General features: G+C 67.0%; 17 protein-coding genes. 13 read left to right on the top strand and 4 right to left on the bottom strand.

All coding sequences use genetic code 11. The annotated features are described in order from the left end of the window. Positions 1 to 93: 93 nt before the first annotated feature. Positions 94 to 1,269, bottom strand: coding sequence for an acetyl-CoA C-acyltransferase (locus BLQ74_RS05900; protein ID WP_090261610.1), 1,176 nt, complete (start codon positions 1,267 to 1,269; stop codon positions 94 to 96). A 189-nt stretch (positions 1,270 to 1,458) separates the two neighbouring features. On the opposite strand from BLQ74_RS05900, the gene BLQ74_RS05895 reads away from it, so the two are divergent. The 4 genes from BLQ74_RS05895 (at position 1,459) to BLQ74_RS05880 (ending at position 9,776) form a co-directional block, all read left to right on the top strand. Then, the gene (locus BLQ74_RS05895; protein ID WP_090261609.1) at positions 1,459 to 3,141 is read left to right on the top strand and encodes a fatty acid--CoA ligase; all 1,683 of its coding nucleotides are present in this window, start codon (positions 1,459 to 1,461) and stop codon (positions 3,139 to 3,141) included. Positions 3,142 to 3,348: 207 nt separating this feature from the next. Then, positions 3,349 to 5,271: a DUF1302 domain-containing protein gene (locus BLQ74_RS05890; protein ID WP_090261608.1), complete on the top strand. Its 1,923-nt coding sequence runs from the start codon at positions 3,349 to 3,351 to the stop codon at positions 5,269 to 5,271. Positions 5,272 to 5,376: 105 nt separating this feature from the next. Then, positions 5,377 to 6,744: a DUF1329 domain-containing protein gene (locus tag BLQ74_RS05885; protein ID WP_090261607.1), complete on the top strand. Its 1,368-nt coding sequence runs from the start codon at positions 5,377 to 5,379 to the stop codon at positions 6,742 to 6,744. A gap of 305 nt (positions 6,745 to 7,049) precedes the next feature. After that, positions 7,050 to 9,776, top strand: a complete 2,727-nt coding sequence (locus tag BLQ74_RS05880; RefSeq protein ID WP_090261606.1) for a winged helix-turn-helix domain-containing protein — start codon at positions 7,050 to 7,052, stop codon at positions 9,774 to 9,776. 25 nt (positions 9,777 to 9,801) lie between these two features. On the opposite strand, the gene BLQ74_RS05875 is transcribed toward BLQ74_RS05880, so the two are convergent. Next, on the bottom strand, positions 9,802 to 10,665 hold the full coding sequence (locus BLQ74_RS05875) for a pre-mRNA-processing factor (RefSeq protein ID WP_090261605.1): 864 nt from the start codon (positions 10,663 to 10,665) through the stop codon (positions 9,802 to 9,804). 194 nt (positions 10,666 to 10,859) lie between these two features. On the opposite strand from BLQ74_RS05875, the gene BLQ74_RS05870 reads away from it, so the two are divergent. Next, entirely contained in the window at positions 10,860 to 11,798 is a 939-nt protein-coding gene (locus BLQ74_RS05870) for an alpha/beta fold hydrolase (RefSeq protein WP_090261604.1), read from the top strand. A 58-nt stretch (positions 11,799 to 11,856) separates the two neighbouring features. On the opposite strand, the gene BLQ74_RS05865 is transcribed toward BLQ74_RS05870, so the two are convergent. Both BLQ74_RS05865 and BLQ74_RS05860 read right to left on the bottom strand, forming a co-directional pair. Continuing rightward, positions 11,857 to 12,189: an EF-hand domain-containing protein gene (locus BLQ74_RS05865; protein ID WP_170842770.1), complete on the bottom strand. Its 333-nt coding sequence runs from the start codon at positions 12,187 to 12,189 to the stop codon at positions 11,857 to 11,859. Positions 12,190 to 12,394: 205 nt separating this feature from the next. Further along, a complete protein-coding gene (locus BLQ74_RS05860) occupies positions 12,395 to 13,234 on the bottom strand; it encodes a metal-dependent hydrolase (protein WP_090261602.1) in 840 nt (279 codons plus the stop codon). Between the two features lie 125 nt (positions 13,235 to 13,359). Between BLQ74_RS05860 and BLQ74_RS05855 the strand changes: the two genes are divergently transcribed. The 8 genes from BLQ74_RS05855 (at position 13,360) to BLQ74_RS05820 (ending at position 23,028) form a co-directional block, all read left to right on the top strand. Beyond that, on the top strand, positions 13,360 to 14,376 hold the full coding sequence (locus BLQ74_RS05855; RefSeq protein ID WP_090261601.1) for an AraC family transcriptional regulator: 1,017 nt from the start codon (positions 13,360 to 13,362) through the stop codon (positions 14,374 to 14,376). A gap of 306 nt (positions 14,377 to 14,682) precedes the next feature. Next, positions 14,683 to 16,458 (top strand): monovalent cation:proton antiporter-2 (CPA2) family protein, encoded by a 1,776-nt coding sequence (locus BLQ74_RS05850; protein ID WP_090261600.1) that lies wholly within the window; start codon positions 14,683 to 14,685, stop codon positions 16,456 to 16,458. Between the two features lie 83 nt (positions 16,459 to 16,541). Continuing rightward, the gene (locus BLQ74_RS05845; RefSeq protein ID WP_090261599.1) at positions 16,542 to 17,645 is read left to right on the top strand and encodes an AI-2E family transporter; all 1,104 of its coding nucleotides are present in this window, start codon (positions 16,542 to 16,544) and stop codon (positions 17,643 to 17,645) included. A 17-nt stretch (positions 17,646 to 17,662) separates the two neighbouring features. Next, positions 17,663 to 19,177: an efflux transporter outer membrane subunit gene (locus tag BLQ74_RS05840; RefSeq protein ID WP_090261598.1), complete on the top strand. Its 1,515-nt coding sequence runs from the start codon at positions 17,663 to 17,665 to the stop codon at positions 19,175 to 19,177. Continuing rightward, entirely contained in the window at positions 19,174 to 20,298 is a 1,125-nt protein-coding gene (locus tag BLQ74_RS05835; RefSeq protein ID WP_090261597.1) for an HlyD family secretion protein, read from the top strand. The genes BLQ74_RS05840 and BLQ74_RS05835 overlap by 4 nt, the downstream gene beginning before the upstream one ends. Further along, complete coding sequence (locus BLQ74_RS05830) at positions 20,288 to 21,304, top strand: DUF2955 domain-containing protein (protein ID WP_090261596.1); 1,017 nt, start codon at positions 20,288 to 20,290, stop codon at positions 21,302 to 21,304. The genes BLQ74_RS05835 and BLQ74_RS05830 overlap by 11 nt, the downstream gene beginning before the upstream one ends. Positions 21,305 to 21,531: 227 nt before the next feature. Then, a complete protein-coding gene (locus BLQ74_RS05825) occupies positions 21,532 to 22,176 on the top strand; it encodes an MBL fold metallo-hydrolase (RefSeq protein WP_090261595.1) in 645 nt (214 codons plus the stop codon). Between the two features lie 96 nt (positions 22,177 to 22,272). Further along, positions 22,273 to 23,028, top strand: a complete 756-nt coding sequence (locus BLQ74_RS05820; protein ID WP_090261594.1) for a YiaD family glycine zipper/OmpA-like lipoprotein — start codon at positions 22,273 to 22,275, stop codon at positions 23,026 to 23,028. The last annotated feature ends 60 nt before the right edge of the window (positions 23,029 to 23,088 follow it).

The following is a 23,088-nucleotide window of genomic DNA, read 5'->3' as shown; positions in this document are numbered from 1 at the left end:
GACTCGCTGGCCTTTGTCCTCGCGCCCTGGCCGCGCGGGACGGAAACGCAAAGGGCGCGGCAGGTGCCGCGCCCTTTGCGTTGCTGCTGACGCTTAGAGCAGTTCCACGGCGACCGCGGTGGCTTCGCCGCCGCCGATGCACAGCGAGGCGATGCCGCGCTTGCCGCCTTTCTTCTGCAGCGCGTTGATCAGGGTGATGATGATCCGCGAGCCGGTGGAGCCGACCGGATGGCCCTGGGCGCAGGCGCCGCCGAAGACGTTGACCTTGGCGTGGTCGAGGCCGTGCTCGCGCATGGCCAGCATGGTTACCATGGCGAAGGCTTCGTTGATTTCGAAGAGGTCGACATCGTCCTTGTTCCAGCCGGTCTTCTTGAACAGGTTGCTCATGGCACCGATCGGCGCCAGGGTGAACTCGCTCGGGTCCTGGCTCTGGGTGGCATGGCCGACGATCTTGGCCAGCGGCTTGAGGCCACGGCGGGCGGCTTCTTCGGCGGTCATCAGGACCAGTGCCGAGGCGCCGTCGGAGATCGAGCTGGCATTGGCCGCGGTGATGCTGCCGTCTTTCTTGAACGCCGGCTTGAGGGTGGGAATCTTGTCGAGATTGGCGGTGAGCGGCTGTTCGTCGTCCTTGACCACGATGTCGCCTTTGCGGGTGCTGACGGTGACCGGAACGATCTCGGCGTCCAGCGAGCCGTCCTTGATCGCGGCCTGGGCGCGCTTCAGCGATTCGATGGCGTAGGCGTCCATCGCTTCGCGGCCGATGCCGTACTGGTCGGCGGTGTCCTGGGCGAAGGAGCCCATCAGGCGGCCGGTGCGGGCGTCTTCCAGGCCGTCGAGGAACATGTGGTCCTTGATCTCGCCGTGGCCCATGCGCAGGCCGCTGCGGGCTTTCTCCAGGATATAGGGCGCGTTGGACATGCTCTCCATGCCGCCGGCGACCATCACGTTGTTGGTGCCGGCCTTGAGCAGGTCATGGGCCAGCATCACTGCCTTCATGCCCGAACCGCACAGTTTGTTGATCGTGGTGCAGCCGCTGGCGGCGGGCAGGCCGGCATTCAGTGCCGCCTGGCGGGCCGGACCCTGCTTGAGGCCGGCGGGCAGCACGCAGCCCATGATCACTTCCTCGACATCGGCGGCCGGGATACCTGCGCGGGCGACTGCTTCGCGGATGGCGGCAGCGCCCAGGTCGACGGCGGAAACACCGGACAGGCTGCCTTGGAAGCCGCCCATGGGAGTACGGGCGCCGCTGACGATGACGATTTCGGACATGACAAAACTACCTCTGGCTCTTGTTCTGGGATCGGTCGTGAACGACCGTGCGCGGCGATTCTACCGCGTGACCGGATCAGGCCAAAGAGTCACCAGCAAATCACTCTTTGGATGGATGAATGGTCATCGAGCCGGGCCTAGAGTCTTTAGCCATCTCTTCACCCTGATTGCCCGACAGGTACGCCGAACATGCTCAAGACCCGAATCATTCCCGCTGCGAGCAACGCCTATCAGTACCCGCTGCTGATCAAGAGCCTGCTGTTGTCTGGCGCGCGCTACGAAAAGAGTCGCGAGATCGTCTACCGCGACCTGGTGCGCTACAGCTACGCGACCTTCAACGAGCGCGTCGCACGCCTGGCCAACGTGCTCACGGAGGCCGGGGTGCAGGCGGGCGACACCGTGGCGGTGATGGATTGGGACAGCCACCGTTACCTGGAGGCGATGTTCGCCATTCCGATGATCGGCGCGGTGCTGCACACCATCAACATCCGCCTCTCGCCGGAACAGATCCTCTACACCATGAACCACGCCGAGGACCGCTTCGTGCTGGTCAACAGCGAGTTCGTCCCGCTCTACCAGGGCATCGCCGGGCACCTGACCACGGTGCGCAAGACCCTGCTGCTGACCGATGGCGCCGAGAAGCGCTGTGAGCTGGCGGACTGCGTCGGCGAATACGAGACGCTCTTGGCCGCGGCCAGCCCGGACTACGCTTTCCCCGACTTCGACGAGAACTCGGTGGCCACCACCTTCTACACCACCGGCACCACCGGAAACCCCAAGGGCGTGTACTTCACTCACCGCCAACTGGTCCTGCACACCCTGGCGATGGCTTCGACCATCGCCAGCCTGGACAGCATCCGCCTGATGGGGAACAGCGACGTGTACATGCCGATCACGCCGATGTTCCATGTGCACGCCTGGGGCACGCCCTATGTGGCGACCATGCTCGGTATCAAGCAGGTCTATCCGGGGCGCTACGATCCGGAATTCCTCGTCGAGCTGTGGAAGCGCGAGAAGGTCACCTTCTCCCACTGCGTGCCGACCATCCTGCAGATGGTGATGAACGCCAAGGCGGCCCAGGGCGTGGACTTCAAGGGCTGGAAGATCATCATCGGCGGCAGCGCCCTGAACCGCTCGCTGTACGACGCGGCCAAGGCCCGCGGGATGCAGCTCACCGCTGCCTATGGCATGTCCGAGACCTGCCCGCTGATCTCCTGCGCCTATCTCAATGAGGAGCTGCGCGCCGGCAGCGAGGACGAACGCACCACCTACCGCATCAAGGCCGGCGTGCCGGTGCCGCTGGTGGATGCCGCGATCATGGACGAGCACGGCCGCTTCCTGCCCGCCGATGGCGAGTCCCAGGGCGAATTGGTGCTGCGCTCGCCCTGGCTGACCCAGGGGTATTTCGAGGAGCCGCAGAAGAGCGAGGAACTCTGGGCCGGCGGCTGGATGCACACCGGCGATGTGGCGACCATCGATGGCATGGGCTTCATCGACATCCGCGACCGCATCAAGGATGTGATCAAGACCGGCGGCGAGTGGCTGTCCTCGCTGGAACTGGAGGATCTGATCAGCCGTCATCCGGCGGTGCGCGAAGTGGCGGTGGTGGGCGTGCCGGACCCGCAATGGGGCGAGCGGCCCTTCGCCCTGCTGGTGCTGTTCGACGGCCAGCGCCTGGACGCCCGTGGCTTGAAGGAGCATCTCAAGCCCTTCGTCGAGCAGGGACACATCAATAAGTGGGCGATTCCCTCGCAGATCGCCGTTGTTACTGAAGTTCCCAAGACCAGCGTCGGCAAGCTCGACAAGAAACGAATCCGCGTCGACATCGCTCGTTGGCAGGAGTCCGGCAGCGAATTCCTCTCCACGGTTTGATCCGCGGCCGCTCTCTCGGTCGTCCCCCTCGCGGGCCAAGCAAGCGCTTGGCCCGCGTCGTTTGGGGCGTTGCGCATCGGACGTTTCTCCGCCGCGAAGCCTGCCGGGGCCCTTGTAAGCGAAATCACACTTTAGAGCGATCAAGGTATCCAGAGGCGTCTCTATAGTCGCGCTACTCATAACAAAAACGTACATGGAGTAGCGTCGATGACAACATTGAAGACAATCTGGCGCCTGGCACGCTTGCCACTGGCCGTCAGCCTGGCCTCCTCGCTGGCCGCTCCCGCCTCGGCGGTGACCTTCAACATTGGCGAGATCGAGGGCTCCTTCGACTCGTCCCTGTCCGTCGGGGCCAGTTGGTCGACGCAGAATCCGGACAAGAACCTGATCGGGGTGAACAACGGTGGCAAGGGCCTGTCGCAGACCTCCGACGACGGCCATCTCAATTACCGGGCCGGGGAAACCTTCTCGAAGATCTTCAAGGGCATCCATGACCTCGAACTGAAGTACGGCGACAGCGGTGTGTTCCTGCGCGGCAAGTATTGGTACGACTTCGAACAGAAGGACGAGGGCACGCACTTCAAGGCGATCGACGACGAGGGTCGCAAGTCGTCGGCCCAGGCCTCCGGCGCCGAGTTGCTCGACGCCTTCGTCTATCACAAGTACAGCATCGCCGACCTGCCGGGTAACGTGCGCCTGGGCAAGCAGGTGGTGAACTGGGGCGAAAGCACCTTCATCCAGAACGGTATCAGTGTGATCAACCCGGTGGATGTCACCGCCTTCCGCCGTCCGGGCTCGGAAATCAAGGAAGCCCTGGTGCCGGTGAACATGTTCTACCTGTCGCAGAACCTCACCGACAACCTGTCCGCCGAAGGTTTCTACCAGTTGGAATGGCAGCAGACAGTGCTGGACAACTGCGGCACCTTCTTCTCCCAGCCCGACGTGGTGGCTAACGGCTGTACCCAGAACCTGGCCGTATTGAGCAACAACCGCTCGGCCATCAACGCCCTCAACGGCCTGCTCGGCCCGAGCCTGGCGGTGACCCAGTCACCCTGGGGCGAGGGCGTAGTGGTGCGGCGCGGCCCTGACCATGATCCCAGTGACAGCGGCCAGTACGGCCTGTCGCTGAAGTACTTCGCCGACAAGCTGAACACTGAATTCGGTGGTTACTTCATCAATTACCACAGCCGCCTGCCGATCTTCAGCGGCTCCAGCGCTTCGGTGGCCCAGGTCAACCAGATCAATGCCCTGGCGACCCGCCTCGCCGGCGTCAGTCCGACCCTGGCGGCCCAGGCCGCCGCCGTGGCCATGGCCGGTAACTCCAGTTACTTCATCGAGTACCCGGAGAATATCCACCTGTACGGCCTGAGCTTCTCCACCACGCTGCCCACCGGCACCGCCTGGAGCGGCGAGATCAGCTACCGGCCGAATGCGCCGGTGCAGCTGAACACCACCGATATCCTCTATGCCGGCCTGAATACGATCAACATCGGCGGCAACCAGCTCTATGACAACGCCTCGGTGCTCAACGGCCAGGCCGGCCAGGACATCAACGGCTACGAGCGCAAGGCAATCACCCAACTGCAGACCACCTTCACCCAGTTCTTCGACCAGGTCATGGGCGCCGAGCGTCTGACCATGGTGGGGGAGATCGGCTGGACTCACGTCGGTGGCCTGGAAAGCCAGTCCAAGGCGCGCTATGGCCGCGATCCGGTATTCGGCCCCGGTCCGCTGGCCGGCACCCTCAACGGCAAGCCGACCTGCGAGGCGCTGAACACCTCGACCCTGGCCGGTGGGCCGCAGAACAACGTCTCCCGCTATTGCGAGAGCGAAGGCTATACCACCGCCGACTCCTGGGGTTACCGCATGCGGGCGATCTGGGACTACAACGACGTCTTCGCGGGGGTCAACCTCAAGCCCAACGTGGCCTGGTCGCATGATGTCAGCGGCTACTCGCCCGGCCCTGGCGGCAACTTCGAGGAAGGCCGCAAGGCCATCAGCCTGGGCGTCGATGCCGACTACCAGAACACCTACACCGCCAGCCTTTCCTACACCAATTACTTCGACGGCAAGTACTCCACCCTGGTCGATCGCGACTTCGTCGCGCTCAGCTTCGGCGTGAACTTCTAAGCGTTGTCCCCGCCCGCTCGTGCGGGCGGGGCAAGGCAGAACCATCGTCGGTGGGCGCGTCCCGCCGGGCGAGCAGTAACGACTCACTTCGAGGACGACGCAATAATGAGAACAACAAGAATATTGCTGCAAACCGGCGCCCTGGCCCTCAGCCTGCTGGCCACCCAGGTGATGGCTGCCGTATCCGCCGCCGATGCGGCCAAGCTGAGTTCCAGCCTGACTCCGATGGGCGCCGAAAAGGCCGGTAACGCCGACGGCAGCATCCCGGCCTGGACCGGCGGCCTGCCGAAGAACGCCGGCAGCGCCGACAGCAAGGGCTTCCTCTCCGATCCCTTCGCCAGCGAGAAACCGCTGTTCACCATCACCGCGCAGAACGTCGACAAGTACAAGAGCAAGCTGACCCCGGGGCAGTTGGCGATGTTCCAGCGCTACCCGGACACCTACAAGATGCCGGTGTACCCGTCGCACCGCACTGCCAGCGTGCCCGATTCGGTCCTCGAAGCGGCCAAGAAGAACGCCAGCACCACCAGCCTGGTGCAGGGCGGCAACGGCCTGGAGAACTTCCAGACCGCCAACCCCTTCCCGATTCCGCAAAACGGCCTGGAAGTGATCTGGAACCACATCACCCGCTACCGCGGCGGCCATGTGCGGCGCCTGGTGACCCAGGCCACGCCGCAGGTCAATGGCAGCTACTCGCTGGTCTACTTCCAGGACGAATTCGTTTTCCGTACCGATCTGAAGGACTACGACCCGAGCAAGCCGAGCAACGTGCTCTTCTACTTCAAGCAGCAGGTCACCGCGCCGGCGCGCCTGGCCGGTAACGTGCTGCTGGTCCACGAGACCCTCGACCAGGTCAAGGAACCGCGCCTGGCCTGGCTCTACAACGCCGGCCAGCGCCGTGTGCGCCGCGCGCCGCAGGTGTCCTACGACGGCCCCGGCACCGCCGCCGATGGCCTGCGCACCTCGGACAACCTGGACATGTACAACGGCGCGCCGGATCGCTACGACTGGAAACTGGTGGGCAAGCAGGAGCTGTACATCCCGTACAACAACTACAAGCTGGATGATCCCAAGCTGAAGTACGCGGACATCATCAAGCCCGGCCACCTCAACCAGGACCTGACCCGTTACGAACTGCACCGCGTCTGGCACGTGGTCGCCACCCTGAAGCCGGGCGAACGGCACATCTACGCCAAGCGTGACTTCTACATCGACGAAGATACCTGGCAAGCCGCCGAGATCGATCATTACGACGGTCGCGGCACCCTGTGGCGCGTCGCCGAGGCCTTCTCGCAGTACTACTACGACCACCAGGTGCCCTGGTACACCGCGGAAACCCTCTACGACCTGCTCTCCGGTCGCTACCTGGTGCTGGGCCTGAAGAACGAGGAGAAGTCCGCCTACGACTTCAACTACAGCGCCTCGGAAAGCGATTTCACGCCGGCCGCCCTGCGTCAGGAAGGCGTGCGCTGAGTCCGCTGATCCCCTGCTGAACCGGCCTTCGGGCCGGTTTTTTTCATCCGCCTCCAGTGCCTGCCGGATTCCGCGCGTACCGCAGCGCGTCCGGCCGAGGGGCGGATTCCTCGGTGATGCCTTGGTTCCGACGGTCTTTTCCGGGGTTTTTGTCGTCCGGTGCGGCCGATGACTGACGGCGGGTTCCGAATGTCTTGCAGGAAAACGCCTGCTTCTGTAACAAATTCAACTTCAAATAGCCCGAGCAAGGGGCTAGGCTCGGCTGCACAGGACCCCAGTACAAGAGCAAGAGCAAAGCCAGGCGCATGACCGACTTCTCGACTCTGCCAGCGGTGGGCGACGCTGCCATGCCAGTGAGTGGCGGGCGTTTCTACCGTCCACCACTGCCCGCCGGCTATGTCTACCGGCCGCGCCTCTGCGAGCGTCTGCGCGCCGGGCTCGGCGGACGGCTGCTGCTGGTTTCGGCGCCGGCCGGTTTCGGCAAGAGTTCCCTGGCCATCGAGTTCTGCGAATCCCTCGGCCCGCAGTGGCGCAGCCTGTGGCTGGGCGTCAGCGCGCGGGACGGCGATCCGGGGCGCTTCCTCGAACGCCTGCTGGAAGGCCTGCGCCTCTACCATCCCAACCTCGGCGATGACGCCATGGCGTTGCTGAAGATGCGTCAACGGCACCAGCCGTTCGCCTTCGAGGCCTGGCTCGACGACCTGCTGGATGAGTTGAGCGGCTGCCTGTCCGCCGATGCGCCCCTGCTGCTGGTGCTCGACGACTATCACCTGGCCCAGGGCGCGGTGCTCGACCGCTGCCTGCAATTCCTCCTCAATCACCTGCCCGATGGTCTGCTCCTGCTGGTCACCAGCCGCCAGCGCCCGGACTGGCATCTGGCGCGTTTGCGTCTGTCCCGGCAGTTGCTCGAACTCGCCGAGCACGACCTGCGCCTGACCGGCGAGGAAACCGCTGCGCTGATTTCCGCCAGTGGCGCGCGGATCGACGAGGAGATCATCGAGCGCCTGATCGAGCGCAGCGAGGGCTGGATCGCCGGCCTGCGCCTGTGGCTGCTGGCGCACCCCGATGGCCTGTCCGAGCGGGGCTGCGAAGTGCCGCTGAGCGGCGCCGAAGAGTTGATCCGCGACTATCTGCTGGAAGAGGTGATCGACAAGCAGCCCGCCGAGGTCCAGGCCTTCCTGCAACAGACCGCGCGCTTCGAGCGATTCTGCCCCGAACTCTGCGATGCCTTGCGCGATGCCCATGACAGCGCGGCTATCCTGCAGCACCTGCAACGGCACCAGGTGTTCCTGGTGCCGCTGGATGAGCAAGGCCGCTGGTTCCGCTATCACCACCTGTTCTCCGATCTGCTGCTGGCCCGCGAGCTGCCGGCCTCCGGTCCGTCGGCGGCGTCCCTGCACCTGCGTGCCTGCCGCTGGTTCAGTTCCCAGGGAATGCTCGACGAGGCGGTCGATCAGGCGCTGCGCGCGGGCCACCCGGAAGTGGCGGCGAGCCTGGTGCAGAGCCTTTCGGAAGAACAACTGCTGGCCGAGCAGAACGTCGCCACCCTGCTGCGCTGGAAAATGGACCTGCCGGACAGCCTGCTGGCCAGTACGCCGCGGTTGATCGTGCTCTACGGCTGGGCATTGGCCCTGGCCTGCCAACTGGACGCCGCCGAGGAACTGGCGGCGCAACTGGCGCGTTTCCTGCCAGCGGCCGATGCCGTCACCCAGGCCGACCTGCTGGCGCAGTGGCAGGCGCTGGCCGGGGTCATCGCCCGGGGCCGTGGCGATATCGAAAGTGCCGAGCGGCATTGCGGCGAAGCGCTCGCCAGTCTTCCCGCGGAGCGCTCCGGGCCGCGCCTGCTGTGCCTGTCGAGCTTGAGCAACCTGGCGATTGTCCGCGGCGACGGCTGGCGCGCCCGCGCGCTCAACCGGGAGGCGCTCGAACAGGCGCAACGTTTCGGCAATCCGTTGTTCGAGGCGCTGGTGCACTACGACCGCGCGCGCGGGCTGCAGGCCCGTGGCGAACTGCGCCGCGCCGACGAAGAGCTGGAGCTGGGCCTGGCGCGGCTGTCCGGCTTGCCGGCGCATCGGCGCTATGCCGTGCGCGGCCGCTTGCTGATCTACCAGGGCTACCTGCGCAGTCTGGGCATGCAGACCGAGGAGGCGCGCAAACGGCTCAAGGCCGGCATCGACGAAGCCCGTGCCTGCCGCGACGTCAGCCTGGTCATCGGCTATGCCGTGCTGGCCTGCCTGGAAGGCCAGCAGGGCCAGTACACCCAGGCATTCGCCCAATTGGCCGAGGTCGAGCGGCTGATGCATGTGTGGGATGTGCCGCCGGTCTTCTACCTGTCGGTCATCACCCTGATCAAATGCGAACTGTGGCTCGGCCAGGGGCAGTTGGAACTGGCCGCGGCCTGGCTGGAGCGCCTGGGCGAAACCTATTCCGGGGAGCAGCCGGCCACGCCGCCCGAGTGCCATCCGCAACTGCCGTACTACATCGCCTTGTGGCAGGCGTTGCTGGCGCGCCATGAGGCGCGGCCGGAGGAGGCCGAGCGACGCCTGCGGAGCCTGATCGTCGCGGCGACACGGGTCGGCGCGCACATGCCGGTGCTCCAGGCCCAGGGACAGCTGATCTGCCTGCTGTTGCAGGATGGCCGCGAGGAGGAAGCCTGCGGGCTGCTCGAAGCGTCTCTGCGCGGGGCCATGAACGGCGCCCTGCAACCCTTGCATGTCGTCCTTGAGCAGGAGCCGGAGTGGTTGCGCGAGCAGTTGCTGCGGCGTCCACCTTGCCCCTTGCAGCAAGCCTTGCTGGCGCGTCTGCCGGCCCTGCCGGAACGCCCCGGAGTCTGCGCCGACGGTCTCAGTGGACGTGAGCTGGCGGTGCTCGAACTGATCGCCCAGGGCTGCTCGAATCAGCAGATAAGCGAGCGTCTGTATATCTCCCTGCACACGGTGAAGAGCCACGCCCGGCACATCAACGACAAGCTCGGCGTCGAGCGTCGCACCCAGGCGGTGGCGCGGGCCAAGGCCCTGGGGCTGCTACGTTAGCGGCGGGCGCGGCGCACGCCCCACGTTATTGCTTGGCTTCCGGCGGCGGCACGCTCAGGTCCAGGGCCTTGGGCGCCGCCGCGCCCTTCGCCGGGGCCGCCAACTGGCGCTGCATGTCGGCCTGGAGTGCCTGCAATACCGGCAGCAGATCGCGCAGGTTGTCGCGCACTTCGGCGTCGGGGTGCTGTTCGGCGAACTGCCGGATGCGCGCCAGCAACTGGCCGCGCACCTCGCCGGGCAGGTGGACAAAAAGCTCCGGCATCTGCTTGGACAGTTCGGCGCTGTACAGCACCAGGTCCTGGCGCTCGAACTGCGCGGTCAGGCCCAGGTAGTCCAGGGCGCTGCTGGTCAGCATCGAGGCCGCGGCCTTGGCTTCGCGCATGCCCTGCAGGCGCACCGGGTTGCGCTGTTCGCTCTGCGCCAGGGTCATCCAGAACTCCACAGTGAGATTGAACAGGATTGCCTGTTCGCGCAGCGAGTAGCTCATCAGGCCGAGCGCCTCCGCGCCATAGGGCTGCTTGGCGGCGCGGAAGTCGAAGTACAGGCGCATCAGCTCCTTGAGCTTGAACAGCACTTCGCGCGCCTCGTTCTGGCGCAGTTCCAGGGGCGCGTAGATGTTCATCTGCGGACGGAAATTGTCCTCGCTGACCATGCGCTGGTAGATCGGCCCGGTGAATTCGCCACTGCGCCGCGGCAGGCTGTTCTTCTGGCTTTCCTCGATCTTCTTCAGCGCCTCGATGAGCTGCTGGTAGTCGGCGCTGTTCCACGGGCGCTGGATATCCGGAATGCGCTGCCCGAGGTAGTAGAGTTCGTCGGCCGGGGCGAGCCGGCAGACAACCAGCAGCAGGAGGGTCAACGGCCACAGCAGACGACGGGTTGGCTTCGGCACGAACGGGCTTTCCTTGCGCGGGGCGAGTCGGCCTAGGTTAACCACGGGCGTGAACGGCGTCATCCCGCGCCTTGGTTGGGTGGCGAGCGGAAATCCGCAGCGCCGTGCGCGCACTACCTAGGTTGGGCGCGTTGCCCGCCGTGGCTGTGCTCTGATCCGCGCTGGAGCCCAACAAGAACCGGAGTATCGCGCCCATGTCCGTCAGTCAAACCCTACAGCCGCCCCTGGCCGCCGGCTTCGCCCGTTTCGGCTTCGGTGCCTTGCCGCTGGACGCCCTGATCGCGCGTTACGCCGCTCCCGCGAGCGGCTCGCGCTTCATCGAGGTCGATGGCTTTTCCATCCACTACCGCGATGAAGGCAGCCGTGACAGGCCGGTGCTGGTGATGATCCACGGGGTGATGGCGTCGCTGCACACCTGGGACGGCTGGGTCGCCGAGATGGGCCGGCATTTCCGCATCGTCCGCCTCGACGTGCCCGGCTTCGGCCTTACCGGCCCGGGGCGCGACAAGGAGTACAGCGGCGAGCGCATGGTCCGCGTGCTCGGCCTGCTCCTCGATCGCCTCGGCCTGGGCAAGGTCTCCATCGCCGGCAACTCGCTGGGCGGCTATATCGCCTGGAACTTCGCCCTGGCGCAGCCCGATCGGGTGGAGCGGCTGATCCTCGTCGATCCGGCCGGCTACCCCATGCACAAGGTGCCGCTGATGATCGCCAGCGCCGTGTTGCCCGGAGCCGGCCTGCTGATGCCGGCGTGGATGCCGCGCGCGCTGCTGGCCCGGGGGATCAAGGAGGTCTATGGCAATCCGCAGCGTATCCAGCCCGGCGTGGTCGAGCGCTACTACGACATCAGCCGCCGGCCGGGCAACCGCCGCTCGATGATCGATATCTTCCGCGTCCTGGTAAGGGTCAACCGCGAGGAACTGCACGCCACCCCGGCACGGGTCGCCGCGCTCAAGGTGCCGACGTTGCTGATGTGGGGGGAGCGCGACCGCTGGATTTCACCGACCCATGTGCCGCTGTGGCAGCGCGATGTGCCGGGTCTGCAGGTGAAGGTCTATCCGGGCGTGGGGCATATCCCCATGGAGGAAATTCCCCAGCAGACGGCGGCCGACGCCTTGCGCTTCCTGCATGCCTGATGCCGGCACGAACGGCCCCGGCCGCTGGGTCGGGGCTTCGCTCGGGTATCGCCGACGCTCAGCGTGGACAGCCGCGCGGGCAGTCGGCCTGGTGCCGCGCCCATTCCTGCGGGCTTATCGCCCCGTCGCCATCGCTGTCCACCTGGCTGAACCTCGGCGCCTTGGCGGCATTGCGTAACTGGCCGCCCTGTTTCGCCCGTTCGCTCATGCGCTTGCCGCGCGCTGCGTTGAATTCCTGTTCATCGATGCGGCCGTCGTTGTTCTGGTCGAATTCGGCGAATGTCGGCGGTCCTCCGGCGGGTACCGGGGCGGCCAGGGTCTGGAAACAAAGCGCGCCTGCGAGGGCGATCAGCAGGGCGCAGCGAACGAGCGGATGTTGCAGAACGGTCATGGTCCACCTCCGATTGTGGCTTTCAGCAACGGCTGGCCAGGTTGGGGTGCACGCAGGCGTTCGGTTCTTGTCGGGGCGTCGGCCGCGCATTGGCGCGGCGGCGACAGCATCAGGGGAGCACGAAACGGGCCGTGCCTACAGTCGGCCGTTTGCCGCAGGGGAGGGCATCGCCACACCCCGCGAGCGGCGTGGCCGAGCCGTGGGCTCAGCCGACCTGGGCCAGGGCCTGCCCGTCGTATTCCTCACGGACCTTGTAGAGCAGGTCGAGGTTGTTGTGCTGCCAGGGGTGGAAGTCGGCCTTGAAGAAGTCCAGGTATTCGCGGAGCAAGGGGCGGAACACGCCGTGCCGGCCCCAGCTCCATTGCAGGCCGTCGCGCCAGACCCGCCAGTTCCACAGCAGGCCATCGCGCTTGAGCATGTGGGTCAGGCCGCGGAAGGTGTCGAGGACGAAGAAGAAGGTGCCCATGAGCATCGCCCGGCGCAGCAGCGCGCGGCTGCCGCAGACCTGGTTATAGACGTCGAAGGCCACCGCCTTGTGCTCGGTCTCCTCCAGCGCGTGCCACCGCCACAGGCGCTGCATGGTCGGGTGGGCGCCTTGCAGGGTGCGCGGCTGTTCCAGCAGACCGTTGGCCATGATCGCGGTGATGTGCTCCAGCGCCGCCGTCGCGGCGAGCTGGCGCTGCGCGCTGAAGGTCTTCTGCGTGTAGCGGATGCGCGCCTGGGCCAGTTTCTCGATGCGCGTGATGTCGTAGCCGAGATCGCGCAGGCGCTGGCTGTAGACCAGGTGCTCGCGGCTGTGATGGCCTTCCTGGCCGATGAAGCCGCGGATCTGCTCCTTCAGCACCGGGTCGCTGATCTGTTCGCGGAAGTGGCGCACCGAATCGATGAAGAAGCGCTCGCCATCGGGGAAGAGCACCGACATGGCATCGAACAGGTGGGACTTGAAGGCGTCGCCGTCATGCCAGTGGCGCGGCAGCGGGTCGGGCAGATCGAAGTCCAGGTGCCGGGGCTTGATTTCCAGTCCTGCGGGGGTGGTGCTGGCCATGGCCGCTCCCTTGTTGTTGTGGGTTTCCATGGGGCGACTATGGGCTTGCGGGGGGAAGGCTCACAAGGTTATCTTCTGCCAACTTTCCGGTCATATCCGGCCAGCGGTCAAAACAAGAAAAGCCCATGAAGCAGCCGCTCAACTTCACCGCCGAACTGGTGCCGGTGGCCTACGCCCAGGCCCTGATCGACCTCGCCGAAACGCTCGGCGTGCCGCGCCAGCGCCTGTTCGAGCTGGCCAAGGTGCGTCCCGAGGTGCTCGACAGCCCCACCGGCCGGCTGTCCTTCATCGACTTCAACCTGCTCGCCGGCGCCGCCCTCGGCCACTGCGGCGAACCGGCCCTCGGTCTGCTGCTGGGGCAGCGGCTGAACGTCTCCACCCACGGCATCCTCGGCTACGCGGTGCTGTCCAGCGCCAACCTGGAGCGCGCCATCCAGTTCGCCCTGAAGTATTACCGGGTGCTCGGCCTGGCCTTCGACCTGGAGCTGGTCGAGGGCAACGGCCGTTCGCAGTTGCGCGCCAGCGAGTCGATCCCGCTGGGGCCGATGCAGCGCTTCGCCAGCGAAGGCCTGATGACCAGCCTGCACACCATTGCCCGCTTCCTGGTCGGCGAGCCGCTGCAGGGCGTGGAGCTGGGTTTCGCCTACCCCGAGCCGGCCTACGGGGCACGCTACGCGGAGGTGTTCGGCTGTCCGCTGGCCTTCGATCAGCCCTATCACTTCATCAGCCTGCCGACGGAGTACCTGGCGCGGCCCATGGCCCTGGCCAACCCGGCGACCGTGCAGATGTGCGAGCAACAGTGCGAAGCGCTGCTGGCGACCCTGGACGTGCAGGAGGGGCTGCTCACGCGCATCCGCCGCCTGCTGCTGGCGCGCCCCGGCGAGTTCCCCGACCTGGACAGCGCCGCGCGCGAGCTGCACACCAGCGGGCGCAGCCTGCGCCGTCACCTGTCGAGCCTGGGCACCACCTACCAGCAGGTGCTCGATGATGTCCGCAAGCGCCTGGCCTTGCAGTACCTGACCACCACCCACCTGCCGCTCTACGAGATCGCCTTGTTGCTCGGCTTCAACGACCCGTCGAACTTCCGCCGCGCATTCAGGAAGTGGACCGGCAAGCTGCCCACCGATTATCGCGGCGACTGAGCGCGGCAAGCGGCGGTGGATCGTCCATACTCAGACGGCGTGGCGCGCGGGGAGCGGAGGCGGCAGCGTTGGCCGTCGTGGACCGGCCGACGCATCGGCGCAAGGCACGCTGCCCAATTCCAAGAAGAGCGGGGGCATCGGGCATTCGTCGATCCGCGCCAACAAGGCGAGCCGCGCCTGTTGCAGTGACGCTTTGCAGAACGTCCGGAATGAGTGCCTGGCCGGCTTGATGGCGGTCGGTGCGCTCGCAGTGGTGAAGGACACCCGCATGAACGATTCCCGACGCGACGGTAGGGGGGAAAGCGGATGCCACACGACGGGAGCCTGCTCCAGGCGACGGTGATCTTCCTGCTGGCGGTGGTGATTCTCGTGCCGCTGGCGCAACGCTTGAAGCTCGGCGCGGTGCCGGGCTATCTACTGGCGGGCATCCTCATCGGCCCCTCGGTGCTGGGCTTGGTCACCAATCCACAGAACGTTGGCCGCCTCTCGGAAATGGGCGTGGTGATGCTGCTGTTCATCATCGGCCTGGAGCTGTCGCCGCGCCGCTTGTGGATGATGCGCCACGCGCTGTTTGGCGTCGGCTCGTTGCAGATGGGGCTGACCGGCCTGATCTTCGGGGGGCTGGCGTTCTATGCGTTCGGCCAGTCACCGCGCGCGGCCGTGGTACTCGGCCTGGGCCTGGCGCTGTCGTCCACCGCCTTCGGCCTGCAGGTGCTGGCCGAGCGCAAGGATTTGGGGCGAGCGCACGGGCGCCTGGCGGTGGCCATCCTGCTGTTCCAGGACATCGCCGCCATTCCGCTGATCGCCGTGGTGCCGTTGCTGGGCGGCGGCGAGGCCAGTGCCGGTGGCGGTATGCAGCCGCTGCTGGCGGTGGCGCTCGGCATCGGCGTGGTCATCGTCGGCGGCCGCTATCTGCTGCGTCCGGCGTTCGGCTGGGCGGTCGGTTCGGGCCTGCGCGACCTGTCCACCGCCACTGCGCTGCTGGTCGTGCTCGGCACCGCCTGGGTGATGGAGCACGTCGGCGTGTCCATGGCGCTGGGCGCCTTTCTCGCCGGCCTGCTGATGGCCGAGTCGCATTTCCGTCACGAGCTGGAGTCGCAGATCGAGCCTTTCAAAGGTCTGCTGCTCGGGCTGTTTTTCGTCGGTGTCGGCATGACCGCGGACCTGCGCCTGCTGTTCCGCGAGCCGCTGCTGGTGCTCGGCCTGACCCTGCTGCTGGTGGGCATCAAGCTGCCGCTGCTGTTCGCCATCGGCCGTCTGGCCGGCGGCCTGAAACGTGCCGAGGCCACCTGCCTGGGCGTGGTGCTGGCGTCCGGTGGCGAATTCGCCTTCGTGGTGTTCAAGCTGGCACTGGACCAGCGCTTGCTCGACCCGCAGGTGCACGACTTGCTGGTGCTCGCCATCACCCTGTCGATGGCGTTGGTGCCGCTGCTGCTGATCGCTCTGGCGCGCCAGCTGCGCGCCGAACGCATTACCGCCGAGGTGCCGGAGGCGGCGGCGCCGCCGGACGACGAGCCGAAGGTGGTGATCGCCGGCATGGGCCGCATGGGCCGGGTCATCGCGCGCCTGTTGCAGGCCCAGGGCGTACCGCTGGTGGCCCTGGATACCTCGGTGGACACCCTCGGCCGCTACGGCGGGGCGGGTGGCTTGCCGATCTTCTATGGCGATCCGACGCGCCCGGAGATCCTGCATGCGGCCAAGGTCGGGCAGGCCGAGCTGGTGATAGTCGCCACCGACGATCCACAGACCAACCTGAAGACGGCCGACCTGATTGCCCGCCTGTACCCGACGACCCGAGTGATCGCCAGGGCGCGCAACCGCCGACAGATGCTGCAACTGCTCGACCTGGGCGCCAATCCGGTGCGGGAAACCTTCCATTCCAGCCTGGAGATGGCCCGCCGCGCCTTCGTCGAACTGGGCGTGGGCGAGGAGCAGGCCGCGCTCTGGGTGCGGCGCTACCAGGCGCAGGAGGAGCAAGGCCTGATGGACCTGCGTCGCCGCACGAACCGTGGTGAGGCGGCGGACGGCGGAGGATTCGACGACGATCCCGCCGCTGCCGACAAGCTGCCAGCGCAGGACTAGCCGCCCGGGGAAGTGCCGCGGGCGAACCGGCGCGGGCCGCACAACGAGGGGCCGACCCACGGTGGTCGGCATGGAGGCAAGCGATGCAGTCAGGTTTCAAGCTGGACAGCGCCCTGTCGCGGGGCCTGCTCGACCTCTTCATCAAGGTCGGTCTGATCGCCGCCCTGGTGGTCTTCTCCTTCCAGGTATTCCAGCCGTTCCTGGAGCTGATGCTCTGGTCGCTGATCCTCGCGGTGACCCTGTACCCGCTGCAACGGCGGCTCAAGGCCTCGCTGGCGATCAAGGATGGCTGGATCGCCACGCTGATCGTCGTGTCCGCGCTGCTGGTATTGCTGGTACCGATCTACCTGCTGGTGGTTTCCATCGGCGACTCTCTGGATGACCTGGTGGCGGTGCTCAAGAGCGGTGCCTGGCGCCTGCCGGCACCGCCGGCTGCGGTGGCCGACTGGCCACTGATCGGTCCGCGCCTGCATGAGGTCTGGCTGGCGGCATCGGGCGATCTGACCACCGCGATGCACAGGCTGCTGCCGCACCTCAAGGGCACCGGGCGGGTGCTGCTGGGCGCCGCGGCCAGCGCCGGGGCGGCCTTTCTGCTGTTCATCGCGGCGGTCATCATCGCCGGGATCATCATGGCTTTCGGCGAGAAGGGCCAGCGCAGCGCCGAGCGCATCGCCAGCCGCGTCTCGGGACCGGAGCGCGGGCCGCGCATCGTCGAGCTGTGCACCGCGACCATCCGCGCAGTGGCCCAGGGCGTGATCGGTATCGCCTTCATCCAGATGCTCCTGATCGGCGTCGGCTTCGTCGTCGAGGGCGTGCCGGGGGCGGGGATTCTGGCGATCGCCGTGCTCCTGCTGGGCATCGTGCAGTTACCGGCGACCCTGATCACCGTACCGGTGATCGCCTATGTGTTTTCCACCGACGGTTTCGTCCTCCCGACCATCGTCTTCGCCGTCTACACCTTCGTCGCCGGCCTGGCCGACAACGTCCTCAAGCCGCTGCTGCTTGGCCGCGGGGTCGACGTGCCGATGCCGGTGGTGCTGATCGGCGCCCTCGGCGGCATGGTGGTCAAGGGCGTCATCGGCCTGTTCATCGGCCCGGTGATCCTGGCCGTGGCCTACAACCTGTTCTGGCAGTGGATCGACGAGCAGGCGCCGGCCCCTGATCCCGACGCCGGCAAGTCCGATTGAGTCGCCGGGGGCCAGCCATGCCGGGACCTGCCTGCCGCTCCGCGCTGATCCTGCCCGCCGTGCTGGCCGGTTGCATGCAGGTCGGGCCGGATTTCCAGCCCATGCGCGACCCCTGGGTGGCCGGCTGGCACAGCCCGTCGCTCGATCAGGGCAGTCGCCACGGCGTTTCCCCGGATTTCCGCCAGTGGTGGGCGGTGTTCGCCGACCCCAACCTGGATGCCCTGATCGCCGAGGCCGACGCGCACAACACCAGCCTGCGCGTGGCTGGCCTGCGCATCGCCGAAGCCCGCGCGCAACTGGCCATCGCGCAGACCGGGCGCTATCCGCAGCTGCAGCAGGTCCGCGCCGAGAGCCTCTACCTCAAGCGCGACCAGTCCGGTGCGGACAGCGCCCGCGACTCGGTGTTCTGGCAGTCCAGCCTGGGCTTCGAGATCGGCTGGGAGATCGATTTCTGGGGCCGCTTCAGCCGCGCCATCGAGTCCGCCGATGCCGCCTACTTCGCCTCCCAGGCCAACTATGCCGACGCCATGGTGCTGTTGCGCGCGCAGGTGGCGAACAGCTATTTCGCCCTGCGTACCGCCGAGGCGCGCCTGGACATCGCCCGTGAGAACGCCCGCCGCCAGGAACGCAGCCTGCAGATCACCGAGCGGCTGTTCCGCCACGGCGAGAACGATGAGCTGGACTGGCAGCAGGCACGCAGCCAGTACCTGGCCACCCAGGCGACCATTCCCGAGTTCGAGAACCAGGTGAATGCCTTGCACAACGCGCTGTGCGCCCTGATCGGTCGGCCGCCGGGGCCGATGCCGGAACTGGCGGCACGCTACGGGCAGCTTCCGCTGCCCGATCGGGCGATCCTGCAGGACGTGCCGGCCAGCCTGCTGCTGCGGCGGCCGGACATCCGCGCCGCCGAGCAGGCGGTGGCGGCGCAGTCGGCGCTGGTCGGCGTGGCGGAGGCCGACCTGTACCCCTCGCTGAGTCTGCTGGGCAGCATTGCCTGGACCTTCGTCTCGGCGGGCAACCTGCCCAATAGCGTTGATATCGCCGCCGGGCCCAGCCTGTTGTGGAATCCGCTGGACTACGGGCGGCGCAAGAATGCCGTGCGCGTGGAAGACGCGCGCCTGCAGCAGTTGATCGAGCTGTATCACCAGGATGTGCGCGAGGCGGCGCGCGAAGCCGACGATGCCGCCAGCAGCCTGCTGCGTTCCCTGCAGAGCGCGGGCATCCGCCACGACGCGTCGCAGGCCGCGCAGCGTTCGCTGAGCCTGGCCAGCGCGCAGTACCGCGAGGGCTTCGCCGACTTCCAGCGGGTGCTCGATGCCCAGCAATTGCTGCTGCAACAGCAGGACGGCTACCTGGTCAGCCGTGGCAATGCGGTGAGCAGCCTGGTGGCGTTGTACAAGGCGCTCGGCGGCGGCTGGGACAGCGCTCGCGCGCCGATCGACCCGGCGACCCGCCGGCAGATGCAGCAACGAACCGACTGGGGCGACATGCTCGATGTGCCGGCCCCCCAGGACCTAGGTGAGCCGAAATGAGCGACACCCCCGCTACGCCGTCCGCGCAGGCCCAGTCTCCTGCCACGCCGCCCGCCACGCCCGATCGTGGGATCCAATGGCTGTTGCTGCTGATCGTCTTGAGCCTGGCCTGGTACCTGCTCGCCGACCGCTTCACGCCCTACACCCAGCAGGCGCGCATCCAGGCCTATGTGGTGCCGGTGAGCGCTGAAGTGGCCGGCCAGTTGACGCGGGTCGCGGTGGGCAACAATCAGGAAGTGCACAAGGGCGACGTGCTGTTCGAGCTGGACCCGGAGCAATACCGCATCGCCCAGGCGAGGGCCGAGGCCGACCTGGACGCGGTGCGCCGGCAGATCGGCGCCAACACGGCCGGGATCGATTCGGCGCAGGCCTCGCTGGCGGCGGCGCTGGCCAACGAGCGCAAGGCGCGGCAGGACAGCGAGCGCCTGCAGCGTCTCTACCAGGAAGACCCGGGCACGGTTTCCGTGCGCCGCCTGGAGGGCGCCCAGGCGACCCGCGAACAGTCCAGCAGCCAGGTGGCGGCGGCCCGCGCCGAGGTCGAGCGGGCACGCGAGCAGCAGGGCGGCAAGGAGATGGACAACGCGCAGTTGCGCAGCGCCGCGGCGACCCTCGAGAAGGCGCGCCTGGACCTCGCGCGCACCGTGGTGCGCGCGGACGCGGACGGTTTGATCACCGACCTGCGCACCGACGTCGGCCACTACGTCGGTGCCGGCAGCCCGGTGATGACCCTGATCGCCATCCATGACCTGTGGATCAGCGCCGACATGACCGAGAACAACCTTGGCCACCTGCGTCCGGGCACGCCGGTGCTGGTGATCCTCGATGCGCTGCCCGGCGAGCTGCTGCACGGCCGCATCCGCAGCATCGGCTACGGCGTCAGCGTGGGCCAGAGCACCGCGCCGGGCTCGTTGCCGACGGTGCAGAACAACCGCGAGTGGTTGCGTTCCGCACAGCGTTTCCCGGTGATTGTCGAACTCGATCGCGATGTCCTGCCGGCGTTGAGCGACCTGCGCATCGGCGGGCAGGCCGAGGTCATGGCCCTGCCCAGCGAGGGCAACCCGCTGAACCTGCTGGGCCGCCTGTTCATGTGGTTCATGAGCTGGATGTCCTATGCCTATTGAGCTGCGCCGACGGCGCGCGCTACGCCTGGCCTGGGGCACCGCGCTGGGTCTGGCGGCCAGCTTCGGCCTGGGGCTGCCGGTACCGATCCTGGCGCCGGTCTTCGCCGTGCTGCTCCTGGCCATGCGCAGCCAGCCGCTGCCGCTGCGCGCGGCGCCCGCCCTGGCCCTGCTGGTGCTGCTCAGTTGCGGTAGCGGCCTGCTGCTGATTCCGTTGCTGCGGCATGCCCCGGCGAGCGGGGTGCTGCTGGTCGGCCTGGGACTGTTCCTCTGCTTCCGCTACGCCTTGCGCGGCGGCAATGGCTTGCTGGCGAACCTGCTGGTGGTCGGCCTGACCATGATCGTCGCGGCCGGCGCCAGCGATTTCGAACTCGCCCTGTCGGTGGTCGAGGCCATGGCCAAGGGCATGTTGCTGGCGACGCTCAGCGCCGCCGTGGCCCATGCCCTGTTCCCGGAACCGGCGAATGCAGCGGCGCTGCCGGCGGCGCCCTTGCCGAGCGCCGAGGACGTCGGCTGGATCGCCCTGCGCGCCACGCTCATCGTGATGCCGGCCTTTCTCCTCGCGCTGATCGCGCCGGACCGCTTCATGCCGCTGATCATGAAGTCGGTGAGCCTCGGCCAGCAGGCCGGCGAGACCCGCGCGCGGCACGCCAGCCGCGAGCTGATCGGCTCGACGCTGTTGGCCGGCGTGCTGGCGATCCTGCTATGGGGCGCGCTCAGTGTCTTCGTCCACCTCTGGATGTTCTTCCTCTGGGTGCTGCTCTTCGCCCTCTGGCAGGCGCGTCGGCTCTACGCGGCGGTGGCCACCCGGCAGAGCCCGGCGTTCTGGGTGAGCTGCCTGTCGACCATGCTCATCCTGCTCGGCCAGTCGGTGCAGGACAGCGCCGGCGGCCAGGACGTCTATCGTGCCTTCGCCGTGCGCATGGCGCTGTTCCTGGCCGTTTCGCTGTATGCCAGCGGCATGCTCCGATGGATCGATAGCCGCCGCTCGCGGCCGAGCGAAGCCTAGCGGGCCTCGCTGCGAGCAAGCGATCGGCGCGCCAGTGGCCGGCGTTGCGCGCCCGATCATCGTCGGCCAGGCCTTTGCCTCGACCGGGGTGTTGAAAGTGCGGGGCTGTTGGGGCCACCCTTTACGCCTGATGTGGGCGTGCCAGTGGCCGTGACCTTTCCGCCTGATCATTGCCATCGTCAATCACAGCGCACCCAACAGGTGCCAATAACCCTGCAGGAACATCCATGGAAGCCGCAAAACCCGCGCTGATACGAGAAACCTTCGCCGTCGGCCCCTTGCAGTGCAACTGCACCATCATCGGCGACCCGCTGACGAAAAAGGCCATCGTGGTCGATCCGGGCGGTGACCATGAGTTGATCCTGCAGCGCCTGGATGCCCTGGGCCTGAAGGTGGTGAGCATCATCCACACCCATGCGCACCTGGATCACTTCCTCGCCTCCGGCGAGATGAAGAAGCGGACCGGCGCCAGCCTGCACCTGCATCAGGACGACCAGTTCCTCTGGGACAACCTGGAAATGCAGTGCAAGTTGTTCGGCGTGCCCTACAAGCCGGTTCCGTCGCCGGACCAGTGGCTGCGCGACGACGAAGCGCTGGCCTGTGGCTGCGGTGTGGCGCTGCACACGCCGGGGCATACGCCGGGCTCCATGAGCTTCTGGTTCCCCCAGGCCAAGCTGCTGATCGCCGGGGATACCCTGTTCCGCCGTGGCATCGGCCGCACCGATCTCTGGGGCGGCGACTACGGCGCCATCGAACGCTCGATCCGCCAGCGTCTTTACACCCTCGACGAGGACGCCACTGTGGTCACCGGCCATGGCCCGGAGACTCGCCTGGGCGATGAGATGCGCGAGAACCCCTTTATCCGTGCCTGATGGCTATTTGCAGCGCAACGCGGAATTTTCGCGCTGTGCTGTGCTCTAATCTGCCGCCCGAAAATGGGCGTATCGCTACTCGAGGAGTCCTCCTTCATGTTCACCGCACGTCGTCTGTCCATGGTTGCGGCCGTAACCGCTTTTGCCCTCATGGCCGGTTGTGCCGCGCAGAATCCTTATGATCCCAATACCCAGGCTCCGCCCGAAGGTGGCGTGAGCAAGACCGTCAAGTACGGTGGTCTGGGTGCGCTGGCCGGTGCCGTCGCCGGTGCTGCCATCAACCACGACAACCGTGGCAAGGGTGCGCTGATTGGCGCCGCGGTAGCCGGCATGGCCGGCGCCGGTTACGGCTACTACGCCGACAAACAGGAAGCCCAGCTGCGCCAGCAGATGCAGGGCACCGGCGTCGAAGTGCAGCGCCAGGGCGATGACATCAAGCTGATCATGCCGGGCAACATCACCTTCGCCACCGACTCGGCCAACATCGCGCCGTCCTTCTATACCCCGCTGAACAACCTGGCCAACTCGTTCAAGCAGTTCAACCAGAACAGCATCGAGATCGTTGGCTACACCGACAGCACCGGCAGCCGTGCGCACAACATGGACCTGTCGCAGCGTCGCGCACAGAGCGTGGCCACCTACCTGACCTCGCAGGGTGTCGATGGCAGCCGGGTGAGCACCCGTGGCATGGGCCCGGACCAGCCGATCGCGAGCAACGCCAGCGCCGACGGCCGTGCGCAGAACCGCCGCGTCGAGGTCAACCTGCGCGCGCTGCCGGGCGCCCAGGGCAGCGGTGCCCAGGGCACCCAGCCGCAAGGCGCTCCGCAGCAGCAGTACCAGCCGCAGTACTGATTGCGCGGCAAGAAAAAGCCCGCCGTATGGCGGGCTTTTTCGTTGCGGCGGCGATTGGCG

The sequence above is a fragment of the Pseudomonas panipatensis genome, from assembly GCF_900099785.1.
GTDB classification, from domain to species: domain Bacteria; phylum Pseudomonadota; class Gammaproteobacteria; order Pseudomonadales; family Pseudomonadaceae; genus Pseudomonas; species Pseudomonas panipatensis.
The sequence above is the reverse complement of the archived record's forward strand: the minus strand, read 5'-3'. Positions and strand labels throughout refer to the sequence as shown.

Coding starts and splice junctions, on each gene's coding strand:
- BLQ74_RS05900 (WP_090261610.1), bottom strand. CDS start 1,269: ATGTCCGAAATCGTCATCGTCAGCGGCGCCCGTACTCCCATGGGCGGC.
- BLQ74_RS05895 (WP_090261609.1), top strand. CDS start 1,459: ATGCTCAAGACCCGAATCATTCCCGCTGCGAGCAACGCCTATCAGTAC.
- BLQ74_RS05890 (WP_090261608.1), top strand. CDS start 3,349: ATGACAACATTGAAGACAATCTGGCGCCTGGCACGCTTGCCACTGGCC.
- BLQ74_RS05885 (WP_090261607.1), top strand. CDS start 5,377: ATGAGAACAACAAGAATATTGCTGCAAACCGGCGCCCTGGCCCTCAGC.
- BLQ74_RS05880 (WP_090261606.1), top strand. CDS start 7,050: ATGACCGACTTCTCGACTCTGCCAGCGGTGGGCGACGCTGCCATGCCA.
- BLQ74_RS05870 (WP_090261604.1), top strand. CDS start 10,860: ATGTCCGTCAGTCAAACCCTACAGCCGCCCCTGGCCGCCGGCTTCGCC.
- BLQ74_RS05865 (WP_170842770.1), bottom strand. CDS start 12,189: ATGACCGTTCTGCAACATCCGCTCGTTCGCTGCGCCCTGCTGATCGCC.
- BLQ74_RS05860 (WP_090261602.1), bottom strand. CDS start 13,234: ATGGCCAGCACCACCCCCGCAGGACTGGAAATCAAGCCCCGGCACCTG.
- BLQ74_RS05855 (WP_090261601.1), top strand. CDS start 13,360: ATGAAGCAGCCGCTCAACTTCACCGCCGAACTGGTGCCGGTGGCCTAC.
- BLQ74_RS05850 (WP_090261600.1), top strand. CDS start 14,683: ATGCCACACGACGGGAGCCTGCTCCAGGCGACGGTGATCTTCCTGCTG.
- BLQ74_RS05845 (WP_090261599.1), top strand. CDS start 16,542: ATGCAGTCAGGTTTCAAGCTGGACAGCGCCCTGTCGCGGGGCCTGCTC.
- BLQ74_RS05840 (WP_090261598.1), top strand. CDS start 17,663: ATGCCGGGACCTGCCTGCCGCTCCGCGCTGATCCTGCCCGCCGTGCTG.
- BLQ74_RS05835 (WP_090261597.1), top strand. CDS start 19,174: ATGAGCGACACCCCCGCTACGCCGTCCGCGCAGGCCCAGTCTCCTGCC.
- BLQ74_RS05830 (WP_090261596.1), top strand. CDS start 20,288: ATGCCTATTGAGCTGCGCCGACGGCGCGCGCTACGCCTGGCCTGGGGC.
- BLQ74_RS05825 (WP_090261595.1), top strand. CDS start 21,532: ATGGAAGCCGCAAAACCCGCGCTGATACGAGAAACCTTCGCCGTCGGC.
- BLQ74_RS05820 (WP_090261594.1), top strand. CDS start 22,273: ATGTTCACCGCACGTCGTCTGTCCATGGTTGCGGCCGTAACCGCTTTT.